Source organism: Mesorhizobium sp. f-mel (assembly GCF_053850215.1).
The window spans coordinates 39,582-59,208 of record NZ_JBSPTO010000014.1; the positions used below are offsets into that span (position 1 = coordinate 39,582).

Consider the following 19,627-nt stretch of genomic DNA (forward strand, 5'->3'; position numbering starts at 1 on the left):
CCTATCTGATCAGGATCGCCCTTAGGTCATTGACATTCGTCCCGGTCGGGCCGGGCATAAAAAGATCGCCGACGACGTTGAATGCCGTCCAGGCATTGTTGCCAGCGAGCATAGCCTTAGCATCGACGCCCGTCGCCCGCATCCGCGACACCGTCGAGCCATCGGCGAAGGCGCCGGCATTGTCCTCAGAGCCGTCGATGCCGTCGGTGTCAGCGGCCAGCGCGTGGATGCCATCCATGCCGCTGATGCCGATAGCGAAGGCGAGCAGGAACTCGCTGTTACGGCCGCCCTTGCCTTTTGCCCGCAAAGTCACCGTCGTCTCTCCACCAGACAAGACCAACACGGGCTTTCGGAAGGGCCGGTTGCGCGTCGCGACTTCGCGGGCGATCGCAGCGTGGACACCGCCGACCTCGCGTGCCTCGCCCTCGATGGAATCGGAGAGGATGACCGCCTCGATGCCATGGCGCCTGGCTTCGGCTGCAGCCGCTTCCAGCGATACGCCGGCCGAGGCGATCAGATGCACTTCGTTGCGCGAAAAACGCGAATCGTCGGCGCGCGGCGCATCTGCGGCCGGCGAATTGATATGCGCCATCACCGCAGCCGGCAGTTTCATGCCATAGGCGGCAATCGATGCCAGCGCCTCTTGGCGGCTGCCCGAATCGGGAACGGTCGGACCGGAGGCGACCAGCGCCGGATTGTCGCCCGGAATGTCGGAGACGACCAGCGACATGACCTTGGCCGGATAGGCGGCCGCGGCCAATCTACCGCCCTTGATAATGGAAACATGCTTGCGGATAGTGTTCATGGCGGCGATCGGCGCGCCGGAGGCGAGCAGCGCCTCGTTGACGGCGATCTCGTCGGCCAGCGTCAGACCTTCCGCGGGCGCCGGCAGCAGCGCCGAGCCCCCGCCGGAAATGAGCGCCACGACCAGATCATCCGCGGTCAGCCCCTGAACTTTTTCGAGCAGCCGGCGCGACGCTTCGAGCCCTGCGACGTCCGGCACCGGATGCGCCGCCTCGATGATCTCGATGCGCTGGCATGCCGCAGCGTAGCCGTAGCGGGTGACGACCAGCCCTTCGATCGGCCCGTCCCAGACCTTCTCGAAAGCCGCCGCCATCTGCGCCGAACCCTTGCCGGCACCGACGACGATGGTGCGCCCTTTCGGCCTTGCCGGCAGGTGATCCCTGATGGTCCTCTGCGGATCGGCAGCGGCGACGGCGGCATTGAAGATGGCGGTGAGGAAGGTCTTGGGATCGATCTCGGTCATTTTGCTTCCGGCGGCAGTGCCAGCTCGCACCCGTCGACGCCGAGATGGCTGCACAGCGCATCGACGACGACGCCGTGATCCTCGCGCTCCGGCAGGCCCGAGACCGCGATCACACCGATCACACCGGCGCCCTTGACCGTGACTGGAAAACCGCCGCCGGCCAGCACGTAGTCTGATATGTCGAGCCCCTCGCCCGGCTTGAAGCTGCGGTCGGGACGCTGCTGCTCCAGCACCATGCGGTAGGTGCTTTTCAGGAACCGCCGCACTACGTTGATCTTGCGCCGCGCCCAATCCGGATTGGAGGCGTTCGAGCCCGGCATTGCCGCGTAGAACAGCGGCCGGTCGAAGGTTCTGATATCGACGATGATCGGCAGATTCTCGGCTAGTGCCCGGTCGCGGATCGCCGAGCCGATCTTGAAGGCGACAGCCTCATCAAAGGCCGGGAAGACAAGCTCGGCTTCCTGTTTCTGGATCAGAGCGATATCGTCCGCAACGGCCATGTCGTTCCCCTGTCAACCCCACGCTTTGACCGATGGTTGCCGCCGGGTCAAGCCTCGGATGCTTCACGCGGATCCGTCTCCAGGGCCAGATCGACCGCGGCCTCGGCATGAAGAACCGTTACGTCGAAGGCTGGCACAGGATAGTCGTCCGTGTCGAGCAGAAGCGGCAGTTCGGTGCAGCCGACGATGATCGCTTCCGCGCCCCGGGCCTGGAGATCACGCGCCATTTGCATGAGCGCCGCCTTGGAGGCGTTCTTGACGGCGCCCAAGGTCAGCTCGTCAACGATGATCCGGTGCAGAGCGGTGCGCTGCTCCTGTGGCGGCGTGATCACGTCGAGGCCATGACGGTCCCTGAGCCGTTGCCTGAAGAAATCCATTTCCATCGTGTATCGGGTTCCCAAAAGTCCGACGCGCGAGAAACCCCCGTTGCGGATCGCAACTGCAGTCGGATCGGCCAGATGGAGCAACGGGATACCAATCGCCGCCTCAACCTGATCTGCAACCGAGTGCGGGGTTACCGCCGTGATGATCACGAAGTCTGCCCCGGCCCTTTCCAGGCACCGCGCGACCTCGGCAACTCTTTCACTGACGCTATCCCATCGACCCATGGAAGCCATGGTGTTAAGTTCGTCGAAATCGAGCGTGAACAGCACGGAGCGCGCATTGTGATGGCCGCCAAGCCGGCGATGTGCGGCCGCGTTCAGCAGCCGGTAGTAGAGGGCGCTCGACTCCCAGCTCATTCCTCCGACCATTCCGATCAGCTTGGACTGGCGCACTGTCATGCTTGAACCCACCGATTACTTCATAGCCCGACGTTAAGTCCCAGATCGCTTTTCATCGCACGTCCGGCGACATAGACCTCGCGCACGGCGCGGTCGTCGCCCTGCGTCTGCAGCAGAAACAGTTCCTCCGCCAGCGTGTCCGCCGTCTCCATCCGCAGCCGCATGGCCGGCGTGGCGCGGGCATCGAGGACGATGATGTCGGCATCGCTGCCTTGGTCCAGCGTGCCGATCCTTTCCACGACCGACAGCGCCTCGGCATTGCCGCGGGTGAGCTGCCAGAACGACTGGAACGGGTTGAGCTTCTCGCCGTTCAGCGCGATCACCTTGTAGCCCTCATCCATGGTGCGCAGCATCGAGTAATTGGTGCCGCCGCCGACATCGGTGGCGGCCGCGATTCGGAGGGCTTTGTCACGCGTGCGAAAGCGCTGGTAATCGAACAGGCCCGAACCGAGGAACAGGTTCGAGGTCGGGCAGAACACGGCCACCGAGCCCGTGTCCGAAAGCGCATCCGCCTCGCGTTCCGACAGATGGATGCAGTGGCCGAACAGGCTTTTGCGCCCGAGCAGCCCATAATGCTCGTACACATCGGTATAGTCGTGTGCCTGCGGATAGAGTTGCAGCGTAAAGGCGATCTCGGCGTGGTTTTCCGACAGATGCGTCTGCATGTGCAGATCGGGATATTCGCGGCAGAGGGCGCCCGCCATCTCCAGTTGCTCGGGTGAGGAGGTGATGGCGAAGCGCGGTGTGATGGCATAGTGCTGGCGCCCCTTGCCGTGCCACTCGGCGATCAGCGCCTTGCTGTGGTCATAGGCCGATTGCGGCGTGTCGAGCACGCCCTCCGGCGCGTTGCGATCCATCATCACTTTGCCGGCGATGTTCAGCATGTTGCGGTCATGCGACTCGGCGAAGAACGCTTCGGCCGATTCCCTGTGGACCGAACAATAGGCGGCGACTGTCGTCGTGCCGTGGCGCACCATCTCGTCGAGGAACAGCCTGGCGATGCGGCGGCCATGCTGGGCGTTCTGGAATTTTGTCTCCTCGGGAAAAGTGTAAGTGTTCAGCCAGTCGAGCAGCTCGGCGCCGTAGGAAGCGATAACCTGCATCTGCGGAAAATGCGCATGCGCGTCAATGAAGCCAGGCAGCAGCAGGTGCGGGCGGTGGTCGATCTTTTTTACGCCTTCATCAGCTTTTTTCTCGACGTCGGCGTAGGCGCCCGCGGCAACGATCCTGCCGTCGCGGAGCAGCAGGCCGCCGTCGTCCTCGTAGCGCCAGGCGGAATGGTCGTCGACGGTCTCAGGCCAGCGCAGGAAAGACAGCGTGCGGCCGCGCAGGAGTGTGCTGGTCATGCTTATTCCCCTGCCTGCTCGAACCATGCCACCAGCAGCGCCCGCTCCTTGTCGGTGATATGGGTGACGTTGGCGGGCGGCATCGCGTGGCTGCGGCCGGCCTGCAGGTAGATCTCGCGGGCTTGCTCGGCGATACCGGCGTCGGTGTCGAGCATCACACCTTTCGGCGCGTGATAGATGCCCTCGTAGGATGGCTCCCGCGCATGACACATCGAGCAGCGGCCAAGCACCGTGTCGCGCACTGCGGGAAAGTGCGCCGAGGCGACATAGACCTGTGCCGCAGAGGTCGCCTTGACTTCGCCGGTCAGCACTTTCGGCACCGTTGACAGCCAGATAATGATTACGAACAGGACGGCGGCAGCCAGCCAGGTCCAGGTCAGGTTACCCTTGCGCGCATGCATCGTGTTGAAATAGTGCCGGATCAGCACGCCGATGGTGAAAACCAGCGAGGCGATCACCCAGTTGAACTCGGTGCCGAACGCCAGCGGGTAGTGGTTCGACAGCATCAGGAACAAAACGGGCAGCGTCAGGTAATTGTTGTGCAGCGAGCGCTGCTTGGCAATCTTGCCGTATTTCGGGGCGGGCTTGCGGCCGGCGATCAGGTCGGCGACGACGATCTTCTGGTTCGGGATGATGACCATGAAGACATTGGCCGACATGATCGTTGCGGTGATAGCGCCAAGATGCAGGAAGGCGGCGCGGCCGGTGAACAGGTGGGTAAGACCCCAGGCGATGAACACCAGCACGCCATAGAGCACCAGCATCAGGCCGGTGTCGCTGTTGCCAAGCGGCGAACGGCATAAGAGATCGTAGACCACCCAGCCGACACCGATCGTCGCCAGTGACAGCAAGATGCCTGTAGGCACCGACATGGCAAGCACATTGGGATCGATCAGGAAGAGGTCCGCCCCGGCATAGTAGACGACGCACAGCATGGCAAAGCCCGACAGCCAGGTGGCGTAGGATTCCCATTTGAACCAGGTCAGGTGCTCGGGCATTTCGGCCGGCGCCACCAGATATTTCTGGATGTGATAGAAGCCGCCGCCATGCACCTGCCATTCCTCGCCGAAGGCGCCGACAGGCATGCCCGGTCGCTGGCGCAAGCCAAGATCGAGCGCGACGAAATAAAAGGACGAACCGATCCACGCTATGCTGGTAACGACATGCAGCCAGCGCACGGCGAAACTCAGCCAGTCCCAGAAAATCGCGAAATCCAACATTGAAAAGTCGTCCCTGCCGATCGGCTGACTTTACGGACTGGAGCGCAAACGGAAAGGGCCGAGCTGCACGATGACTTTCAAAAAAAAATGGAAAATATTAGGGTTATCCCTACGCAGCCGTATGAGAGCCCTAAGCCGCATGGCCTACCTCGACAACATCGCCGTTTTCGTCCGCGTCGTCGAGCTTGGCAATCTATCGGCGGCGGGCCGCGACATGCGCATTTCGCCGGCGGTCGCCTCCAACCGCATCAAGGAGCTCGAAAAGCACCTTGGTGTCAGGCTGTTCAACCGCACGACGCGGCAATTAATGCCGACTGAGCACGGCACGGTATTCTACTCCGGCGCCAAGCAGGTGCTTGAGGCGGTCACCGAGGCGGAGGCCGCGGTCAGCGCGTTGTCCGGCCAGCCGCGCGGCACCATCAAGGTGACAGCGCCGCTCGGCCTCGGCCGGCGGCTGGTGGCCTCGGGCATCCCAGATTTCCACGACAAATACCCTGATATCGAGGTGCGGCTGAGGCTTTCAGACCACAATGTCGACATCATGAAGGAAGGCATCGACGTTGCCTTCCGGCTCGGTATCATCGAGGATTCCAGCCTCAGGATGCGCGGCATCATGGAGTGCGAGCGGGTGCTGGTGGCGGCGCCGAAATATCTTGAGGCGCGCGGCGAGCCGACCGAACCGCAGGAATTGATCGGCAAGAAGCACGACTGCCTGATGCTTCGCTATTCCGGCGCGCGCGAATACGTCTGGACGCTGCAGACGGCTGACGGACCGCGGAAATTCGAAGTGCATGGGCCTTATGACACCGACGATGGCGACGTGCTGACCGGCTGGGCGCTGTCCGGCCGCGGCATCATCAACAAGCCGCGCTTCGAGGTTGAGCCGTTCATCCGCGACCGGCGGCTGAAGATGATCCTGCCCGACACGCCGCCGACACCGGTGCAGTTCGCCGCCGTCTACCCGCACAAGAAGCTGCAGGACCCGAAGGTGCGGCTGCTGCTCGATTTCATGGCCGAGCGCTGCCAACGGCTGATCAAGGATATTCTGGCAGGCAAATGATCGCCGGCTGGCCGGTTGCGTCCCGTCAAGCCGGCGAAGATAGTCCCTGCGGAATTCACTCACCAGGGAAGACCGATGGCCAGCGGTGCCAAAATGCATCTCGCCGTTTCACTGTTTCCGGAAAGCGCTCTTTCCCCTCCAACCGACGCCGGTCCGGATTTCACTCTTCTGGCCCGATTTGTGCAAAGGGCCGAGACGGCCGGGCTGGATATGGTGCTGCTTGCCGATTCCGCGCCGGCTGCAGGCGGCGACGCAACGAACCGGCAAGTGCCCTTCGAAGCGACGACCCTGCTGGCAGCGCTTGCGACGGTTACCGGCAGGATCGGCCTCGTCGCCGCGGTGTCGACGGTCGCCCACCAGCCCTACAACCTCGCGCGCCGTTTCGCATCGCTCGACGTCATCAGCCATGGGCGTGCCGGGTGGCACGCGAGCATGGTCCCCGATCCGCGCGAGGCGACCAATTTCAGCCGTCCGGAAGGGTTTTCCCGCGACGATTTCCGCCGACGCGCGGAAGAATTCATCGGGATCGTGCGGGGCTTGTGGAGAGGTTGGGATGCGGATGCCCTGCTGTTCGACCAGCGCGGCGGGCGCTTCTTCGATCCCGAAAAGATGCACCTGCTCGACCACAAGGGCGAGTTTTTCTCTGTGCGCGGGCCACTGAACGTTGCACGCTCGCCGCAGGATATGCCGGTGCTCGTCATGTCAGGCCTGTCAGAGCCCGACATGGAGATCGCCGCCCGCTTCGCCGATGTCATCCTGCTGGACGAGCCATCGATCGCGGCCGCGAAGCCCGACGATCTGAAGCGCCACGCGCTTGCGTTCGGGCGCAGTCCTGGCGCGACAAAGGTGCTGATGACCGTCGCGCCGGGTGCTGACATGGCCGCCAGGCCGGACCTGATCGCGGACAGGCTCGAAGAGCCCTTCCGATCGAAAAGCTGCGATGGTTTCAACATACTCATGCCACCGGCGCTATCTGTGCTCGACGATTTCGTCGACCTCGTGCTGCCGGAGCTTCGCCGTCGCGGCCTTCTCCGGTCGGATTATCCCGGCGCGACGCTGCGCTCCCATCTCGGACTTGCCGGGAGAGATGAACGATGACCGCCCATCGACGTCAGATGAAGCTCGGGGCGTTCCTGTGGGCAACAGGCCACCACATTGCCGCCTGGCGCCACCCAAAAGCGCATGTGACGGCAGGCGTCGACATCGAGCACTACATCGAGCTGGCGCGAACGGCGGAGGCGGCGAAATTCGACATGATCTTCTGCGAGGACGCCGCCGGCGTGCGCGAGGCCGATATCAACATTGCCAGCCAGACGTCACGCTCGATCGGCTTCGAACCGATCAGCCTGCTTTCGGCTCTTGCGGTCCAGACCAGCCGCATCGGCCTCGTCTCCACGGCGTCGACGAGCTACAACGAGCCATACGGGCTGGCGCGGACCTTCTTGTCGCTCGACCATCTGAGCAGCGGCCGCGCCGGCTGGAACCTCGTCACCTCGGCTAGCCACATCGAGGCCGCCAATTTCGACTCGACCGGCCTGCGCCCGCATGCCGACCGCTACGAGCGCGCGCGTGAATTCGCTGCCGTGGTTACCGCACTCTGGAGAGGCAAGCTCGGCGTGGTTTCCGGGCCGAGCCACGACGGCAGAAGCTTTTCCGTGCGGTACGCGCTCGACCTGCCGCGCTCGCCGCAAGGCGCACCAGTCATGGTTCAGGCGGGAGCATCGGACGAGGGCAGGGATCTTGCCGCCCGGACCGCCGACGTCGTGTTCACGGCGGCGCAGACATATGAGGAAGCGAAGGCCTTCTACGATGATCTCAAGGGGCGTCTCGCGACCTATGGGCGCGAGCCGGACGACATCAAGATCATGCCGGGCGTCGCGCCGGTCGTGGCGGCAACCGAGGCTGAAGCCCAGGAAAAATACGAGGAATTGCAGGAGCTGATCCCTGACGATGTCGGCGTCGCGCTGCTGTCCAGCTATCTCAGTATCTCCGATCTGTGGCGCTATCCCGTCGATGGGCCGTTGCCGGAGCTGCCGCCCAGCGAAGGCATGCAGAGCCGGCAGGCGCTCGTCATTGAGCAGTCGCGCCGGGACAACCTCTCCATTCGGCAGCTTGCGCGCCATTTCGCCCGCGCTCGCGGCCACTGGCGCGTCGTCGGAACGCCGGCCCAGATCGCCGACGAGCTCGAGGCACGCTTCGAGGGCGGCGCGGCAGACGGCTTCAACGTCATGCCCTCCTGGTTTCCTGGCGAGCTCGACGCCTTTGCCGCGCTAGTCGTACCGGAGCTGCAGCGGCGCGGCCTGTTCCGCACCGACTATGAAGGCAGCACGCTGCGCGACCATCTGGGTTTGAAACGGCCGATGTGAGCAGCAGGCTGTGGGCGCTTGGCTGTCAGCCGGCCATTGCCTTGCCACGAGATGCGTGGTGCGGAGCGGCTGACGCCGTGGCATGCGCGGCCAGCGCCGTCATGATCTCGGCGGCGGCCAGTGCCGCGATCACCTGCGGGCGCTTGTCCTTGACCGTTTCGCCGCCGATCGGCGAGACCAGGCGGGCAAATTCCGCCTCGCTGCCGTCCGCCGACTTCAGGAACCAACTCCTGAACGTCGCCTTTTTGGTCTTCGAGCCGATCATGCCGACATAGGCGGCATCCCGGCGTTTCAGCGCCTCGGTGGCGATCAGGAAATCCAGCGCGTGGTCGTGGGTGAGGACGACGAAGGCGCCCCCGGGCGGAGCCTCGCGCACCACAGCCTCGGGCATTGGCGTCAGGCTGGTTTCGACCGTGTCCGGCATGCCCTCCAGCGCCTCGACCCGCGTCTCGACAACGACGACACGGACCGGCAGCAAGGCCACCGCCGAGGCCAACGCCTGGCCGACATGACCACCGCCGAAGATATAGACATGCGGCAGTTGAGCCTCCTCGGCTTCCGCGGCCGCAATCAGCTCTTGCGCCAACGCAGCGTCGACCAGCCGGATCGACACCTCGACCCTGCCGCCGCAGCACTGGCCGATTTCGGGTCCGAGCGGGATATCGAGCGTGGCGCTGACATCCCTCCCCCTTGAGGGGAGGGCGGCGGCGAAGCCGTCGGGTCGGGTCGCCGCGGCAGTGCTCGACGCTCTGGCGATGCCTTCTGAGACGACGCCCTCTGGCCGCTTCGCGGCCTGCCCTTCGCTATGGCTCCGGGCGTTCGTCGCGCAAAAAGCCAAATCGTTGGCTTTTTCTCGGCCATTGGCCGACCTCTCCTCACCCCCCTCAAGGGGGGAGAAAAGCATCTGCCGCGCCTTGTCGATTGCCATGTATTCGAGTTGGCCGCCGCCGATCGTGCCAAAACTTGCCGCGCCCGAGACGAGCATGAAGGCGCCCTTCTCGCGCGGCGTCGAACCTTTTGTCCCGGCCACCTCGACCAGGGCGACCCGGCCGGCGTCGGCAAGAAAGGCTTTCAAGCTTTGCACTTTCGAGGTCATCATTCGCATTCCCTATCGGGAAATATAGAGTTTTCGGCCTGAATTGCACGCTTTCTGGGATTCCAAAGACTGGTCACGTGCTGGTCTTGGCTTCCCTCTTCAGCCGTTCGATCGCCATCAGCACACGCTCCGGCGTCGCCGGTGGATCGAGGCGCGGGCAGATCCGGTGGTCGGCAACGCTCGCCACCGCATCCGACAGAGCATGCAGCACCGACATGCCGAGCGGGAGCGGCGGCTCGCCGACCGCCTTGGAGCGGTGCACCGTCGGCTCGTGCGCCTCAGGCCAGTCGGCCAGCGTCACGTTAAAGATCTTCGGTCGGTCCGAGGCCAAGGGGATTTTGTAGGTCGACGGCGCATGGGTGCGCAGCCGGCCCTTGTCGTCCCACCAAAGTTCCTCCGTCGTCAGCCATCCCATGCCTTGGATGAAGCCGCCCTCGACCTGGCCGAGGTCGATGGCGCGGTTCAGCGAGCGGCCGGTCTCGTGCAGGATGTCGGTGCGCTCGACCATGTATTCGCCGGTCAGCGTGTCGACCGACACTTCCGAGCACGCGGCGCCGTAGGCGAAATAATAGAAGGGGCGACCCTCGCCCTTGTCGCGATCCCAGTGGATTTTCGGCGTCTTGTAGAAGCCCGCCGCCGAAAGCTGGATGCGGGCCATGTAGGCCTGCCTGACGAGATCGGCGAAGGCGATCTCCTGGTTGCCGATGCGCACCCGGTTGGGCAGGAACAGCACCTGGTCGCGCGGCACCTGGTATTTTTCGGCGGCGAAATTGGTCAGCCGCTCTTTGATCTGCCGGGCTGCGTTCTGCGCCGCCATGCCGTTGAGGTCGGAACCTGACGACGCGGCGGTCGCCGAGGTATTCGGCACCTTGCCGGTCGTCGTTGCGGTGATCTTGACCTGGTCGAGGTCGATCTGGAACTCTTCCGCCACAACCTGCGCCACCTTGACGTAGAGGCCCTGCCCCATTTCGGTGCCGCCATGGTTCAGATGCACCGAACCGTCGGTGTAGACATGCACCAGCGCGCCGGCCTGGTTGTAATGCGTAGCGGTGAACGAGATGCCGAATTTGACCGGCGTTAGCGCCAATCCGCGCTTGATGAAGCGGCTGTTGGCGTTGAAGGCTTCAATGGTGCGGCGACGCCGCGCATAGTCGCAACTCGCCTCCAGTTCGGCGACGATGCGGTGGATGATGTTGTCTTCGACCGTCTGGTGATAGGGCGTGACGTTGCGGTCTGAGGTGCCATAAAAGTTCTTCTTGCGGATCTCGAGCGGGTCCTTGCTAACGGCAAAGGCGACCTCGTCGATGACGCGCTCGGCCCCGACCATGCCTTGCGGCCCGCCGAAGCCGCGGAAGGCGGTGTTCGACACGGTGTTGGTGTAGAGCGGTGCCGATTGCGCATGAACCGCCGGCCAGAAATAGGTATTGTCGCAGTGGAACAGCGCGCGATCGGTGACCGGGCCTGAAAGGTCCGCCGAGAAGCCGCAGCGCGCCGCGAACATGAAATCGACGCCGAGAATATTGCCCTCGTCGTCGAAGCCAACCTCGTAATCGACCAGAAAGTCGTGGCGCTTGCCGGTGGCGATCATGTCGTCGTCGCGGTCGGGCCGGATTTTCACCGCGCGGTGGTGTTTTTTCGCAGCAATCGCCGCGAGCGCGGCAAACTGGTTGCCTTGCGTTTCCTTGCCGCCAAAGCCGCCGCCCATACGGCGGATCTCGACCGTGACGGCATGGCTTGGCACGCCGAGCGCATGGCTGACCATGTGCTGGACTTCGCTCGGATGCTGGGTGGAGGAATAAATCGTGACGTCCTGATCCTCGCCGGGAATGGCCATGGCGATCTGGCCTTCGAGATAAAAATGGTCCTGACCGCCGATGCGCATTTTTCCCTTCAGCCGGCGCGGCGCCGCTTTGATCGCAGCCGCTGCATCGCCACGCCTCAGGGTCAGCGGCGGCGTGACCAGCTTGTCCTTGCTGGGATCGAGCACGCCGGCGTCGGTGACGAAAGGCAATTCCTTGTATTCGACCTTGGCCAGCCTTGTGGCGCGGCGCGCCTGCTCGCGCGTTTCGGCGACGACGCAGAAGATCGGCTGGCCAAAGAATTGTACCTTGCCGTCGGCCAGCACCGGCTCGTCGTGACGGCCGGTCGGCGAAATGTCGTTTTCACCCGGCACGTCGCTCGCCGTCAGCACGTCGACGACACCGGGTGCTGCGCGCACCGCCGACAGGTCCATGCTGGTGATGGTGGCGTGCGTGGCCGTCGAAAGCCCGAGGCAGCCATGCAGCGTGCCTGATGATTCCGGCATGTCGTCGATATAGACGGCCGTGCCGCTGACATGCTTGTGCGCAGAATCATGGCGCTGGTCGGCGGCAACGCCACCGGAAATTTTTTGCGCCTTGAGGTTGGGAGCGTGCTTGGTCATCACGCCGCCTCGTGCCGCGAAACCTGGATCGGCGCCTTGGTGCCGCTGGTCTCCGCAAAGAAGCGCAACAGCAGGTTCCGTGCCGCTAGCGCCCGGTATTCGGCGCTCGCCCGCATGTCGGTCAGCGGGGTGAAATCCCTGGCATATTCGGCCATCGCCGCGTCCACTGTCGCCTCGGTCCAGGGCCTGCCGAGCAACGCCTTTTCCACGCTGAAAGCCCGCTTGGGCGTTGCCGCCATGCCGCCATAGGCGATGCGCACCTCCGCCACCGTGCCGTCCTTGGCCAGGGTCAGCAGGAATGCGCCAAGTGCTGCGGTGATGTCCTCGTCACGGCGCTTGGTGATCTTGTAGACCGCAAACTTCGTGCCTTTCGCGGGTACCGGGACATGCACAGCCTCGACGAACTCGCCCGGCTGCCGGTCCTGCTTGCCATAGGCGATGAAGAAATCTTCGAGCGAGATCGTCCGCCGCTTGTTGCCCCGGCGCAGCGTCAGCCGCGCACCGAGTGCAATCAGCGGCGGTGGCGTGTCGCCGATCGGCGAGCCATTGGCGATGTTGCCGCCGATCGTACCCATATTGCGCACCTGATCGCCGCCGATGCGATCGAACAACGTCCCGAGCGCCGGGATGCGTTTCGCCAGCGTCGAAAACGCCTCCGTATAGGTGACACCGGCGCCGATCGAGATGACGTCCTTGTCCTCGGAAATCGCGCAGAGCCCGTCGAGATTGCCGATGAAGATCGCCGGCGAAATCTCGCGCATATGCTTGGTCACCCACAGGCCGACATCGGTCGAACCGGCAACGATGGTGGCGCCCGGCTCCTTGTCCAGCACGGCGGCGAGGTCGTCGGCATCGGCCGGCACGACCAGCCGCTGCTTGCCGGCGCCGATCTCGATGCGCTCGCCGTCTTTCATGGCCGCAAGCTTCTCGGCGATCGCCTTGCGCTCCGCAGCCAGCGGGTCCTTTGCCGCCTTGCCGTAGCTGGAGATGGCACGCGCGGCGCGGACGATCGCCTCGTAGCCGGTGCAGCGGCAGAGATTACCCTGCAGCGCCTTTTCGATGGCCGCATCCGACGGCTCCGGCGACCGCATCCACAGAACGTAAAGCGACATGACGAAGCCCGGCGTGCAGAAGCCGCATTGCGAGCCGTGAAAGTCGACCATGGCCTGCTGCGCCGGATGCAGCCTATCGCCGTCGCCACGCAGATGCTCGATGGTCACGACATGCGTGCCATCGAGCGAACCGAGGAAGCGGATGCAGGCATTGACGCTTTCATAGACCAGCCGGCCGGCTGAGAGCCTTCCAATCAGCACGGTGCAAGCGCCGCAATCGCCTTCGGCGCAGCCTTCCTTGGTGCCTCGCAGCGTGCGCTCGAGCCGCAGCCAGTCTAGCAAGGTCTCCTCAGGCGCGACCCTGGTCAGCGCAACATGCTCGCCATTGAGGATGAAGCGTATCTCATTGCGTGTCTTGAGCCCGGCCATGTGTCAGCTCCCTCGATAAGTCGAATAGCCGTAGGGCGATATAAGCAGCGGCACATGATAGTGCACCAGCTCGGCCATGCCGAAGCGGATCGGCACGCTGTCGAGGAAGGCCGGTTCCGGCAGCCTCAATCCCTGCCGGCGCAGATAGTCGCCGGCCGCGAAGACCAGCTCGTATTCGCCGGTGCGGAATTCCGCGTCGGCAAGCAGCGGCGCGTCACAGCGGCCGTCGGCATTGGTGACCGTCGTCTTCAGATGCGTCCGCATATCGTCGTTGATGCGGTAAAGCTCGATCGACAGACCTGCCGCCGGCCGGCCGGTCGCGGTGTCGAGGACATGGGTCGTCAGACGTCCGCCTTCGGCTTTCGACGTTTCCGCCACTGGCTGCTCCCATTCCCGGTACAGTCGAACATGCCCGGTACAGCCGAACATGTTTGACGAATTGTGCGCCAATTAAAGGCGATGCATAAGTCCCGGTCGAGCGGAGTGCTGCAAAAACACTTTCAAAATTTTCGGGGGAATGCGCAAGCGGCGCTTTCGACTATCCTGATCACACAATCCGGCAGGAGCAACGATGCGGTACGAACGAGACATGCGCGGCTACGGCGCCAATCCGCCGGATCCGAAGTGGCCTGGCGGGGCGCATGTCGCAGTGCAGTTCGTCGTCAATTACGAGGAAGGCGGCGAGAACTGCGTCCTGCATGGCGACAAGGCTTCGGAAGCCTTCCTGTCCGAGATCGTCGGCGCCGCGCCATGGCCCGGGCAGCGCCACCGGAACATGGAATCGATCTACGAATATGGCGCCCGCGCCGGCTTCTGGCGATTGCTGCGCCTGTTCACCGAGGCTGAAGTACCGGTCACCTGCTACGGCGTCGCCACAGCGCTGGCGCGCTCGCCCGACCAGGTCGCAGCGATGCAGGAGGCCGGCTGGGAAATCGCCTCGCACGGGCTGAGATGGATCGACTACCGCGACCATGCGCCGGAGGACGAGCGCCGCGACATGGAAGCGGCGATCCAGCTGCACTACGAGGTCACTGGGGCGCGGCCCGCAGGCTGGTACACCGGCCGCACGTCGATCAACACCGTGCGGCTGGCGGCGGAAGAAGGCGGCTTCGAATATGTGTCGGACACTTATGACGACGAGTTGCCCTACTGGTTCGAGCATGACGGGCCGGACGGGTCGACAAAGCCGCAGCTCATCATCCCGTATACGCTCGATGCCAACGACATGCGCTTCGCCACGCCGCAGGGCTTCAACTCGGGCGACCAGTTCTTCGCCTATCTCAGGGATAGTTTCGACACGCTCTACGCCGAGGGCAAGGCAGGCAGGCCGCGCATGATGAATATCGGCCTGCACTGCCGCCTCGTCGGCCGGCCGGGCCGGGCCGCGGCGCTGAAGCGCTTCGTCGACTACGTCAGATCGCATGACAGGGTCTGGTTGGCGCGGCGCATCGATATCGCCAGGCACTGGCAAGAGACCCATCCCTTCCGGCCGCCGGCGCTGCGCCCGTCGAAAATGGAGTTCGAGGCCTTCGTCCATGCATTCGGTGGCGTGTTCGAGCATTCGCCGTGGATCGCCGAGCGCGCCTTCGAACTGGAACTCGGCCCGGCGCATGACAGTGCCGGCGGCCTCCACAATGCGCTGTGCCGCGTCTTTCGCGGCGCCAGCGAGGCCGAGCGGCTCTCCGTGCTCAACGCTCATCCCGACCTCGCCGGCAAACTGGCGCAGGCCAAGCGGCTGTCGGCGGAATCGACGAGGGAACAGGCTTCCGCCGGGCTCGACGCGCTGACCGACAAGGAGCGCGAGTTGTTCTCCAAACTCAATGCCGCCTACGTCACTTCCTTTGGCTTTCCCTTCATTGTCGCGGTGAAAGGCAAGACCAAGGCGGAAATCCTGGCGGAGTTCGAGGCGCGCAGCGGCAACAGCCACGACGTTGAATTCGACACCGCCTGCAAACAGGTCGAGCGCATCGCACTGCTCCGCCTCAGGGACATGCTTCCACAATAGCCTTGGCTTCCGCGATAGGCTTTGGCTCCGCAATAGGCTTTGAACTCATGGACACGATCAAGATGGCCGACCGATTCTACTACGCGCCGCAGGGCGGCCACCCCGGCCAGAGTGAGCTGCTGACCGGCCGGGCTGTCTTCACCGAGGCCTATGCGGTCATTCCAAGGGGCGTGATGCAGGACATCGTCACCAGCGCCCTGCCATTCTGGGAAAAGACCCGCGTCTGGGTGCTGTCGCGCCCGCTGTCGGGGTTCGCCGAGACGTTTTCGCAATATATCGTCGAGGTCGCGCCCGGCGGCGGCAGCGACCGGCCTGAACCGGATGCCAGCGCCGAAGGCGCCTTGTTCGTGGTTGAGGGCGAGCTGACCGTTTTGCTGGCTGGCGAGAAACATGTCCTGCAGCCGGGTAGCTTTGCTTTCCTGCCGCCGGCCAGCGGATGGACCGTTCGCAACGAGAGCGGTGCTGCTGTCCGCTTCCACTGGATCCGCAAGGCTTACGACGCCGTCGAGGGCATCGATGTCCCGCAAGCCTTCTTCGCCAAGGAACGAGACATCGCGCCCACGCCGATGCCGGGCACCGAAGGCAGATGGGCGACGACGCGCTTCGTCGATCCGGCCGACATGCGCCACGACATGCATGTCACCATCGTCACGCTTGAGCCGGGCGCGGTCATCCCGTTCGCCGAGACTCATGTGATGGAGCACGGGCTCTACGTGCTGGAAGGCAAGGCGGTCTACCGCCTCAACCAGGACTGGGTCGAGGTCGAGGCCGGCGACTATATGTGGCTGCGCGCCTTCTGCCCGCAGGCCTGCTATGCCGGCGGTCCCGGAAAATTCCGCTACCTGCTTTACAAGGACGTCAACCGGCATGCCAAGCTTGGCGGCGCCGGCGTCGCGAGGCGCGCGCCATGACCCGAATCGTCGCCCGGCCGCTGACCCGCGAGACCTTCGCCGAATTCGGCGACGTCATCGATATGGGCGGCGACAATCACTATCCGATCAATGGCGGCAAGGCCGAGCGCTATCACGACCTCGCCACCGCCGAGGCGTTGGGGCCGAATGCGCGCGTGCTGATCTCCATGGTGCGCGGCACGCCTTACGATTTTCCGCTGAAGCTCACCATGGTCGAGCGTCACCCGTTCGGCAGCCAGGCTTTCATCCCGCTGTCGCCACGGCCGTTCCTGGTCGTCGTCTGCCATGATGGCGACGACGGCCCTGGTGAGCCGCACGCCTTCATCACCGCGCCCGGGCAAGGCGTCAACTATCCGCGCAATCGGTGGCACGGCGTGCTGACGCCGATCGGCGAGGCCCAGGACTTTCTCGTCGTCGACCGCGGTGGCGACGGCTCCAATCTCGAAGAGTGCCATTTCTCGCACTCCTACGAGATCGAACTCCCCGACGGGACCGCCTGATGGCCGACGTCTCGCTGATCGATCGCCTGCTCGACGTGATCGAGCACGACATCATACCGAAGACCACCGAAGGCGTCGCCCACGGCAATAAGCTGTTCGGCGCGGCGATCCTGAGAAAGGATGATCGCTCGCTGGTGCTCGCCGAAACCAACAACGAGACGGAAAGTCCGCTCTGGCATGGCGAGGTGCATTGCCTAAAGCGGTTCTATGAAATGCCGAAGGCCGAGCGCGTCGATACCAAGGACGCGATCTTCCTCGCCACGCACGAACCCTGCTCGCTGTGCCTGTCGGCGATCACCTGGACCGGCTTCGATAATTTCTACTATTTGTTCAGCCACGAGGATTCGCGCGACAGCTTTGCCATCCCTCACGACCTGAAGATCCTGAAGGAGGTCTTCACCCTCGACCCCGGTGGCTACAATGCCGAGAACGTCTATTGGAAGAGCTTTTCGATCCGCAAACTGGTGCGGTCGTTGTCCGAGGCCGAGCGCCAGCGGCTGGAAGCGAGAATCGGCAAGATCGCCGAGCGCTACGACGAATTGTCCGGCGCCTATCAGGCGAGCAAGGCCGAAAACGACATTCCGTTGAATTGACGCGGATTGACCAGCCGAATTCGTTGGCTGGCCCACGACGCGGCAGGCTCGGGCTCCATCATGCGGCCAGCCAGGAGCGCCGCATGAAAACCGTCACAGAATTTCCCCGCAAGGTCGTCGAATTTCCTGACATGGGCATCGTCATGCCGGATGGCTGCCGGCTGTCGGCGCGGGTATGGATGCCGGCCGATGCTGCCGACGGTCCGGTGCCGGCGATCCTCGAGCACCTGCCCTACCGCAAGCGCGACGGCACGATCTTTCGCGATCAGCTGACGCATCCCTATTTCGCGGGCCACGGCTACGCATCGATCCGCGTCGACATGCGTGGCAATGGCGATTCCGAAGGGCTGATGGATGACGAATATTCCGAGCAGGAATTGCAGGACGCTTGCGACGTGATTGCCTGGGCGGCGGCCCAGCCCTGGTGCAACGGCAGTGTCGGCATGATGGGCATCTCCTGGGGCGGCTTCAACTGCCTGCAGACGGCTGCCAAGCAGCCGCCGGCGCTAAAGGCAGTCATCAGCCTGTGCTCGACCGTCGACCGCTATGCCGACGACATCCACTACAAGGGCGGCTGCTTGCTGATCGAGAATTTCGGCTGGGCCTCGACCATGCTGTCCTATTCCTCGCGGCCGCCGGATCCGCTGCTGGCCGGCGACGTCAGGTGGCGCGACCTGTGGCTGACCCGGCTGGAGAATCAGCCCTTCCTGGCGCCGCTGTGGCTGAAGCATCAGCACCGCGACGCCTATTGGAGGCGCGGCTCGATCTGCGAGGATTATTCGGCCATCCAAGCTGCGGTGCTGTCGATCGGCGGCTGGCATGACGGCTATCGAAATACCATTTCCCATCTCGCCGCCAATATCGAGGCGCCGGTCAAAGGGATCGTTGGTCCCTGGATCCACAAATACCCTCACTATGCCGCACCCGAACCGCGCATCGGCTTCCTGCAGGAGGCCTTGCGCTGGTGGGACCGCTGGCTGAAGGACATCGACACCGGCGTCGAGGACGACCCGGCCTACCGCGCCTATGTCATGGACAGCGTCCGCCCCGCACGCTGGCATCCGGAGCGGCCGGGCCGCTGGGTCGCGGAACCGGTGTGGCCGTCGTCTGATATCAAGACGCAGGAAGTCGAGCTGATCGCAGAGGGCAGCAAGCCGAGCATAGTGGCTTCACCGCAAAGCTGCGGCCTTGCCGGCGGCGAATATTTTCCCTTCACGTTCGGCCCGGAATTGCCCGGCGAGCAGCGCCCCGACGATGCACTATCGGTGTGTTTCGACCAGCCGGCGCTGACTGAGGCGATCGACATTGTCGGCGCACCGGAAGTGCTGGTCAGGGTTTCGTCCGACCGGCCTCAAGCGAACATCGCCATCCGGCTGTGCGATGTGCATCCCGACGGCGCATCGGAGCTGATCTCCTACGGCGTGCTCAACCTGACGCACCACAACTCGCACGAATTCCCGCAACCGCTGGTGCCGGGCGAAACCGTCAGCGCCCGGGTGGTGCTCGACCAATGCGCCTATCGCGTGCCATCAGGCCATCGCCTGCGTATTGCCGTTTCGAACGCCTACTGGCCGATGATCTGGCCATCTCCGGAACCGGTCCGGCTCGACCTGTCGGCGGCGACGCTGAAATTGCCGCTGCGCCCGCTGGCGCAAGGCGATGAAGTCACGTTCCCCACGCCCGAGGCAGCATCGCCTTGGGCGACCGAAACGATCCGCGCTGCCAATTCCGAACGTCATGTCGATCGCGACGAAAAGACCGGAATTGTCACGCTTTCCATCGTCGACGATTTCGGCGAGGTGCGCGATCTGGAGCATGGCCTCGCCAATGGCAGCATCGCGCGAGAGACATGGGCGATCCATCCCGACAATCCGCTGTCAGCGTCGGGCAAGACGCATTGGACGCAGACGCTGTCGCGAAATGGATGGTCGGTGCGCACCGAAACCTTCGCCGAGATGCGGTCCGACGCGCAAAACTTCATGGTTAACGCCAGAATCGAAGCCTATGAAGGCGAGAAACTGGTTTTCGAGCGCAATTTCGAAGAGAAAATCCCGCGCGCTCTGCTTTGAGCGCTTATG

General features: G+C 63.9%; 17 protein-coding genes. 8 read left to right on the top strand and 9 right to left on the bottom strand.

Annotated elements, in window-relative coordinates; genetic code table 11:
- Window position 1: 1 nt before the first annotated feature.
- Genes ACWUKX_RS18070 through ACWUKX_RS18090 form a run of 5 tightly spaced genes read right to left on the bottom strand, consistent with a single transcriptional unit; the run spans window position 2 to window position 5,115 of the window.
- Window positions 2-1,267 carry a glycerate kinase type-2 family protein gene (locus ACWUKX_RS18070; protein WP_065006094.1) on the bottom strand — a complete coding sequence of 422 codons (1,266 nt, stop codon included), beginning with the start codon at window positions 1,265-1,267 and terminating at the stop codon, window positions 2-4.
- Window positions 1,264-1,767 carry a heme-degrading domain-containing protein gene (locus ACWUKX_RS18075; RefSeq protein WP_029347573.1) on the bottom strand — a complete coding sequence of 168 codons (504 nt, stop codon included), beginning with the start codon at window positions 1,765-1,767 and terminating at the stop codon, window positions 1,264-1,266. The genes ACWUKX_RS18070 and ACWUKX_RS18075 overlap by 4 nt, the downstream gene beginning before the upstream one ends.
- 47 nt (window positions 1,768-1,814) lie before the next feature.
- Window positions 1,815-2,549: an aspartate/glutamate racemase family protein gene (locus ACWUKX_RS18080; protein ID WP_456008225.1), complete on the bottom strand. Its 735-nt coding sequence runs from the start codon at window positions 2,547-2,549 to the stop codon at window positions 1,815-1,817.
- 20 nt (window positions 2,550-2,569) lie between these two features.
- Window positions 2,570-3,895 carry a guanine deaminase gene (gene guaD / locus ACWUKX_RS18085; RefSeq protein WP_456008226.1) on the bottom strand — a complete coding sequence of 442 codons (1,326 nt, stop codon included), beginning with the start codon at window positions 3,893-3,895 and terminating at the stop codon, window positions 2,570-2,572.
- 2 nt (window positions 3,896-3,897) lie between these two features.
- Window positions 3,898-5,115 carry a urate hydroxylase PuuD gene (locus ACWUKX_RS18090; protein ID WP_456008227.1) on the bottom strand — a complete coding sequence of 406 codons (1,218 nt, stop codon included), beginning with the start codon at window positions 5,113-5,115 and terminating at the stop codon, window positions 3,898-3,900.
- A 139-nt stretch (window positions 5,116-5,254) separates the two neighbouring features.
- On the opposite strand from ACWUKX_RS18090, the gene ACWUKX_RS18095 reads away from it, so the two are divergent.
- The 3 genes from ACWUKX_RS18095 to ACWUKX_RS18105 all read left to right on the top strand — a co-directional run bounded on the left by ACWUKX_RS18095 (window position 5,255) and on the right by ACWUKX_RS18105 (window position 8,541).
- Entirely contained in the window at window positions 5,255-6,175 is a 921-nt protein-coding gene (locus ACWUKX_RS18095) for a LysR family transcriptional regulator (protein WP_456008228.1), read from the top strand.
- Window positions 6,176-6,250: 75 nt separating this feature from the next.
- The gene (locus ACWUKX_RS18100) at window positions 6,251-7,273 is read left to right on the top strand and encodes an LLM class flavin-dependent oxidoreductase (RefSeq protein WP_456008230.1); all 1,023 of its coding nucleotides are present in this window, start codon (window positions 6,251-6,253) and stop codon (window positions 7,271-7,273) included.
- Window positions 7,270-8,541: an LLM class flavin-dependent oxidoreductase gene (locus tag ACWUKX_RS18105; protein WP_456008231.1), complete on the top strand. Its 1,272-nt coding sequence runs from the start codon at window positions 7,270-7,272 to the stop codon at window positions 8,539-8,541. The genes ACWUKX_RS18100 and ACWUKX_RS18105 overlap by 4 nt, the downstream gene beginning before the upstream one ends.
- A gap of 25 nt (window positions 8,542-8,566) precedes the next feature.
- Here ACWUKX_RS18105 and xdhC read toward each other — a convergent pair whose 3' ends face one another.
- The 4 genes from xdhC to uraH all read right to left on the bottom strand — a co-directional run bounded on the left by xdhC (window position 8,567) and on the right by uraH (window position 13,918).
- Window positions 8,567-9,637, bottom strand: coding sequence for a xanthine dehydrogenase accessory protein XdhC (xdhC, locus tag ACWUKX_RS18110; RefSeq protein ID WP_456008315.1), 1,071 nt, complete (start codon window positions 9,635-9,637; stop codon window positions 8,567-8,569).
- Between the two features lie 73 nt (window positions 9,638-9,710).
- Window positions 9,711-12,059 (bottom strand): xanthine dehydrogenase molybdopterin binding subunit, encoded by a 2,349-nt coding sequence (gene xdhB, locus ACWUKX_RS18115; RefSeq protein ID WP_456008232.1) that lies wholly within the window; start codon window positions 12,057-12,059, stop codon window positions 9,711-9,713.
- Window positions 12,059-13,540, bottom strand: a complete 1,482-nt coding sequence (xdhA, locus tag ACWUKX_RS18120; RefSeq protein WP_456008233.1) for a xanthine dehydrogenase small subunit — start codon at window positions 13,538-13,540, stop codon at window positions 12,059-12,061. Before xdhA ends, xdhB begins: the two co-directional genes overlap by 1 nt.
- Before the next feature lie 3 nt (window positions 13,541-13,543).
- Window positions 13,544-13,918: a hydroxyisourate hydrolase gene (gene uraH, locus ACWUKX_RS18125; RefSeq protein WP_029347558.1), complete on the bottom strand. Its 375-nt coding sequence runs from the start codon at window positions 13,916-13,918 to the stop codon at window positions 13,544-13,546.
- Between the two features lie 193 nt (window positions 13,919-14,111).
- Between uraH and puuE the strand changes: the two genes are divergently transcribed.
- The 5 genes from puuE to ACWUKX_RS18150 all read left to right on the top strand — a co-directional run bounded on the left by puuE (window position 14,112) and on the right by ACWUKX_RS18150 (window position 19,618).
- Window positions 14,112-15,545 carry an allantoinase PuuE gene (puuE, locus tag ACWUKX_RS18130; RefSeq protein WP_456008234.1) on the top strand — a complete coding sequence of 478 codons (1,434 nt, stop codon included), beginning with the start codon at window positions 14,112-14,114 and terminating at the stop codon, window positions 15,543-15,545.
- A 47-nt stretch (window positions 15,546-15,592) separates the two neighbouring features.
- Window positions 15,593-16,456 carry a bifunctional allantoicase/(S)-ureidoglycine aminohydrolase gene (locus tag ACWUKX_RS18135; protein ID WP_456008235.1) on the top strand — a complete coding sequence of 288 codons (864 nt, stop codon included), beginning with the start codon at window positions 15,593-15,595 and terminating at the stop codon, window positions 16,454-16,456.
- Complete coding sequence (locus tag ACWUKX_RS18140) at window positions 16,453-16,956, top strand: ureidoglycolate lyase (RefSeq protein WP_456008236.1); 504 nt, start codon at window positions 16,453-16,455, stop codon at window positions 16,954-16,956. The genes ACWUKX_RS18135 and ACWUKX_RS18140 overlap by 4 nt, the downstream gene beginning before the upstream one ends.
- Window positions 16,956-17,549, top strand: a complete 594-nt coding sequence (locus ACWUKX_RS18145) for a nucleoside deaminase (protein ID WP_456008237.1) — start codon at window positions 16,956-16,958, stop codon at window positions 17,547-17,549. Before ACWUKX_RS18140 ends, ACWUKX_RS18145 begins: the two co-directional genes overlap by 1 nt.
- An 83-nt stretch (window positions 17,550-17,632) precedes the next feature.
- A complete protein-coding gene (locus tag ACWUKX_RS18150; protein WP_456008238.1) occupies window positions 17,633-19,618 on the top strand; it encodes a CocE/NonD family hydrolase in 1,986 nt (661 codons plus the stop codon).
- Window positions 19,619-19,627: the final 9 nt, after the last annotated feature.

Coding starts and splice junctions, on each gene's coding strand:
- ACWUKX_RS18135 (WP_456008235.1), top strand. CDS start 15,593: ATGGACACGATCAAGATGGCCGACCGATTCTACTACGCGCCGCAGGGC.
- ACWUKX_RS18145 (WP_456008237.1), top strand. CDS start 16,956: ATGGCCGACGTCTCGCTGATCGATCGCCTGCTCGACGTGATCGAGCAC.
- ACWUKX_RS18075 (WP_029347573.1), bottom strand. CDS start 1,767: ATGGCCGTTGCGGACGATATCGCTCTGATCCAGAAACAGGAAGCCGAG.
- xdhB (WP_456008232.1), bottom strand. CDS start 12,059: ATGACCAAGCACGCTCCCAACCTCAAGGCGCAAAAAATTTCCGGTGGC.
- ACWUKX_RS18150 (WP_456008238.1), top strand. CDS start 17,633: ATGAAAACCGTCACAGAATTTCCCCGCAAGGTCGTCGAATTTCCTGAC.
- ACWUKX_RS18080 (WP_456008225.1), bottom strand. CDS start 2,549: ATGACAGTGCGCCAGTCCAAGCTGATCGGAATGGTCGGAGGAATGAGC.
- ACWUKX_RS18070 (WP_065006094.1), bottom strand. CDS start 1,267: ATGACCGAGATCGATCCCAAGACCTTCCTCACCGCCATCTTCAATGCC.
- ACWUKX_RS18140 (WP_456008236.1), top strand. CDS start 16,453: ATGACCCGAATCGTCGCCCGGCCGCTGACCCGCGAGACCTTCGCCGAA.
- xdhC (WP_456008315.1), bottom strand. CDS start 9,637: ATGACCTCGAAAGTGCAAAGCTTGAAAGCCTTTCTTGCCGACGCCGGC.
- ACWUKX_RS18100 (WP_456008230.1), top strand. CDS start 6,251: ATGGCCAGCGGTGCCAAAATGCATCTCGCCGTTTCACTGTTTCCGGAA.
- ACWUKX_RS18090 (WP_456008227.1), bottom strand. CDS start 5,115: ATGTTGGATTTCGCGATTTTCTGGGACTGGCTGAGTTTCGCCGTGCGC.
- ACWUKX_RS18105 (WP_456008231.1), top strand. CDS start 7,270: ATGACCGCCCATCGACGTCAGATGAAGCTCGGGGCGTTCCTGTGGGCA.
- guaD (WP_456008226.1), bottom strand. CDS start 3,895: ATGACCAGCACACTCCTGCGCGGCCGCACGCTGTCTTTCCTGCGCTGG.
- puuE (WP_456008234.1), top strand. CDS start 14,112: ATGCGGTACGAACGAGACATGCGCGGCTACGGCGCCAATCCGCCGGAT.
- ACWUKX_RS18095 (WP_456008228.1), top strand. CDS start 5,255: ATGGCCTACCTCGACAACATCGCCGTTTTCGTCCGCGTCGTCGAGCTT.
- xdhA (WP_456008233.1), bottom strand. CDS start 13,540: ATGGCCGGGCTCAAGACACGCAATGAGATACGCTTCATCCTCAATGGC.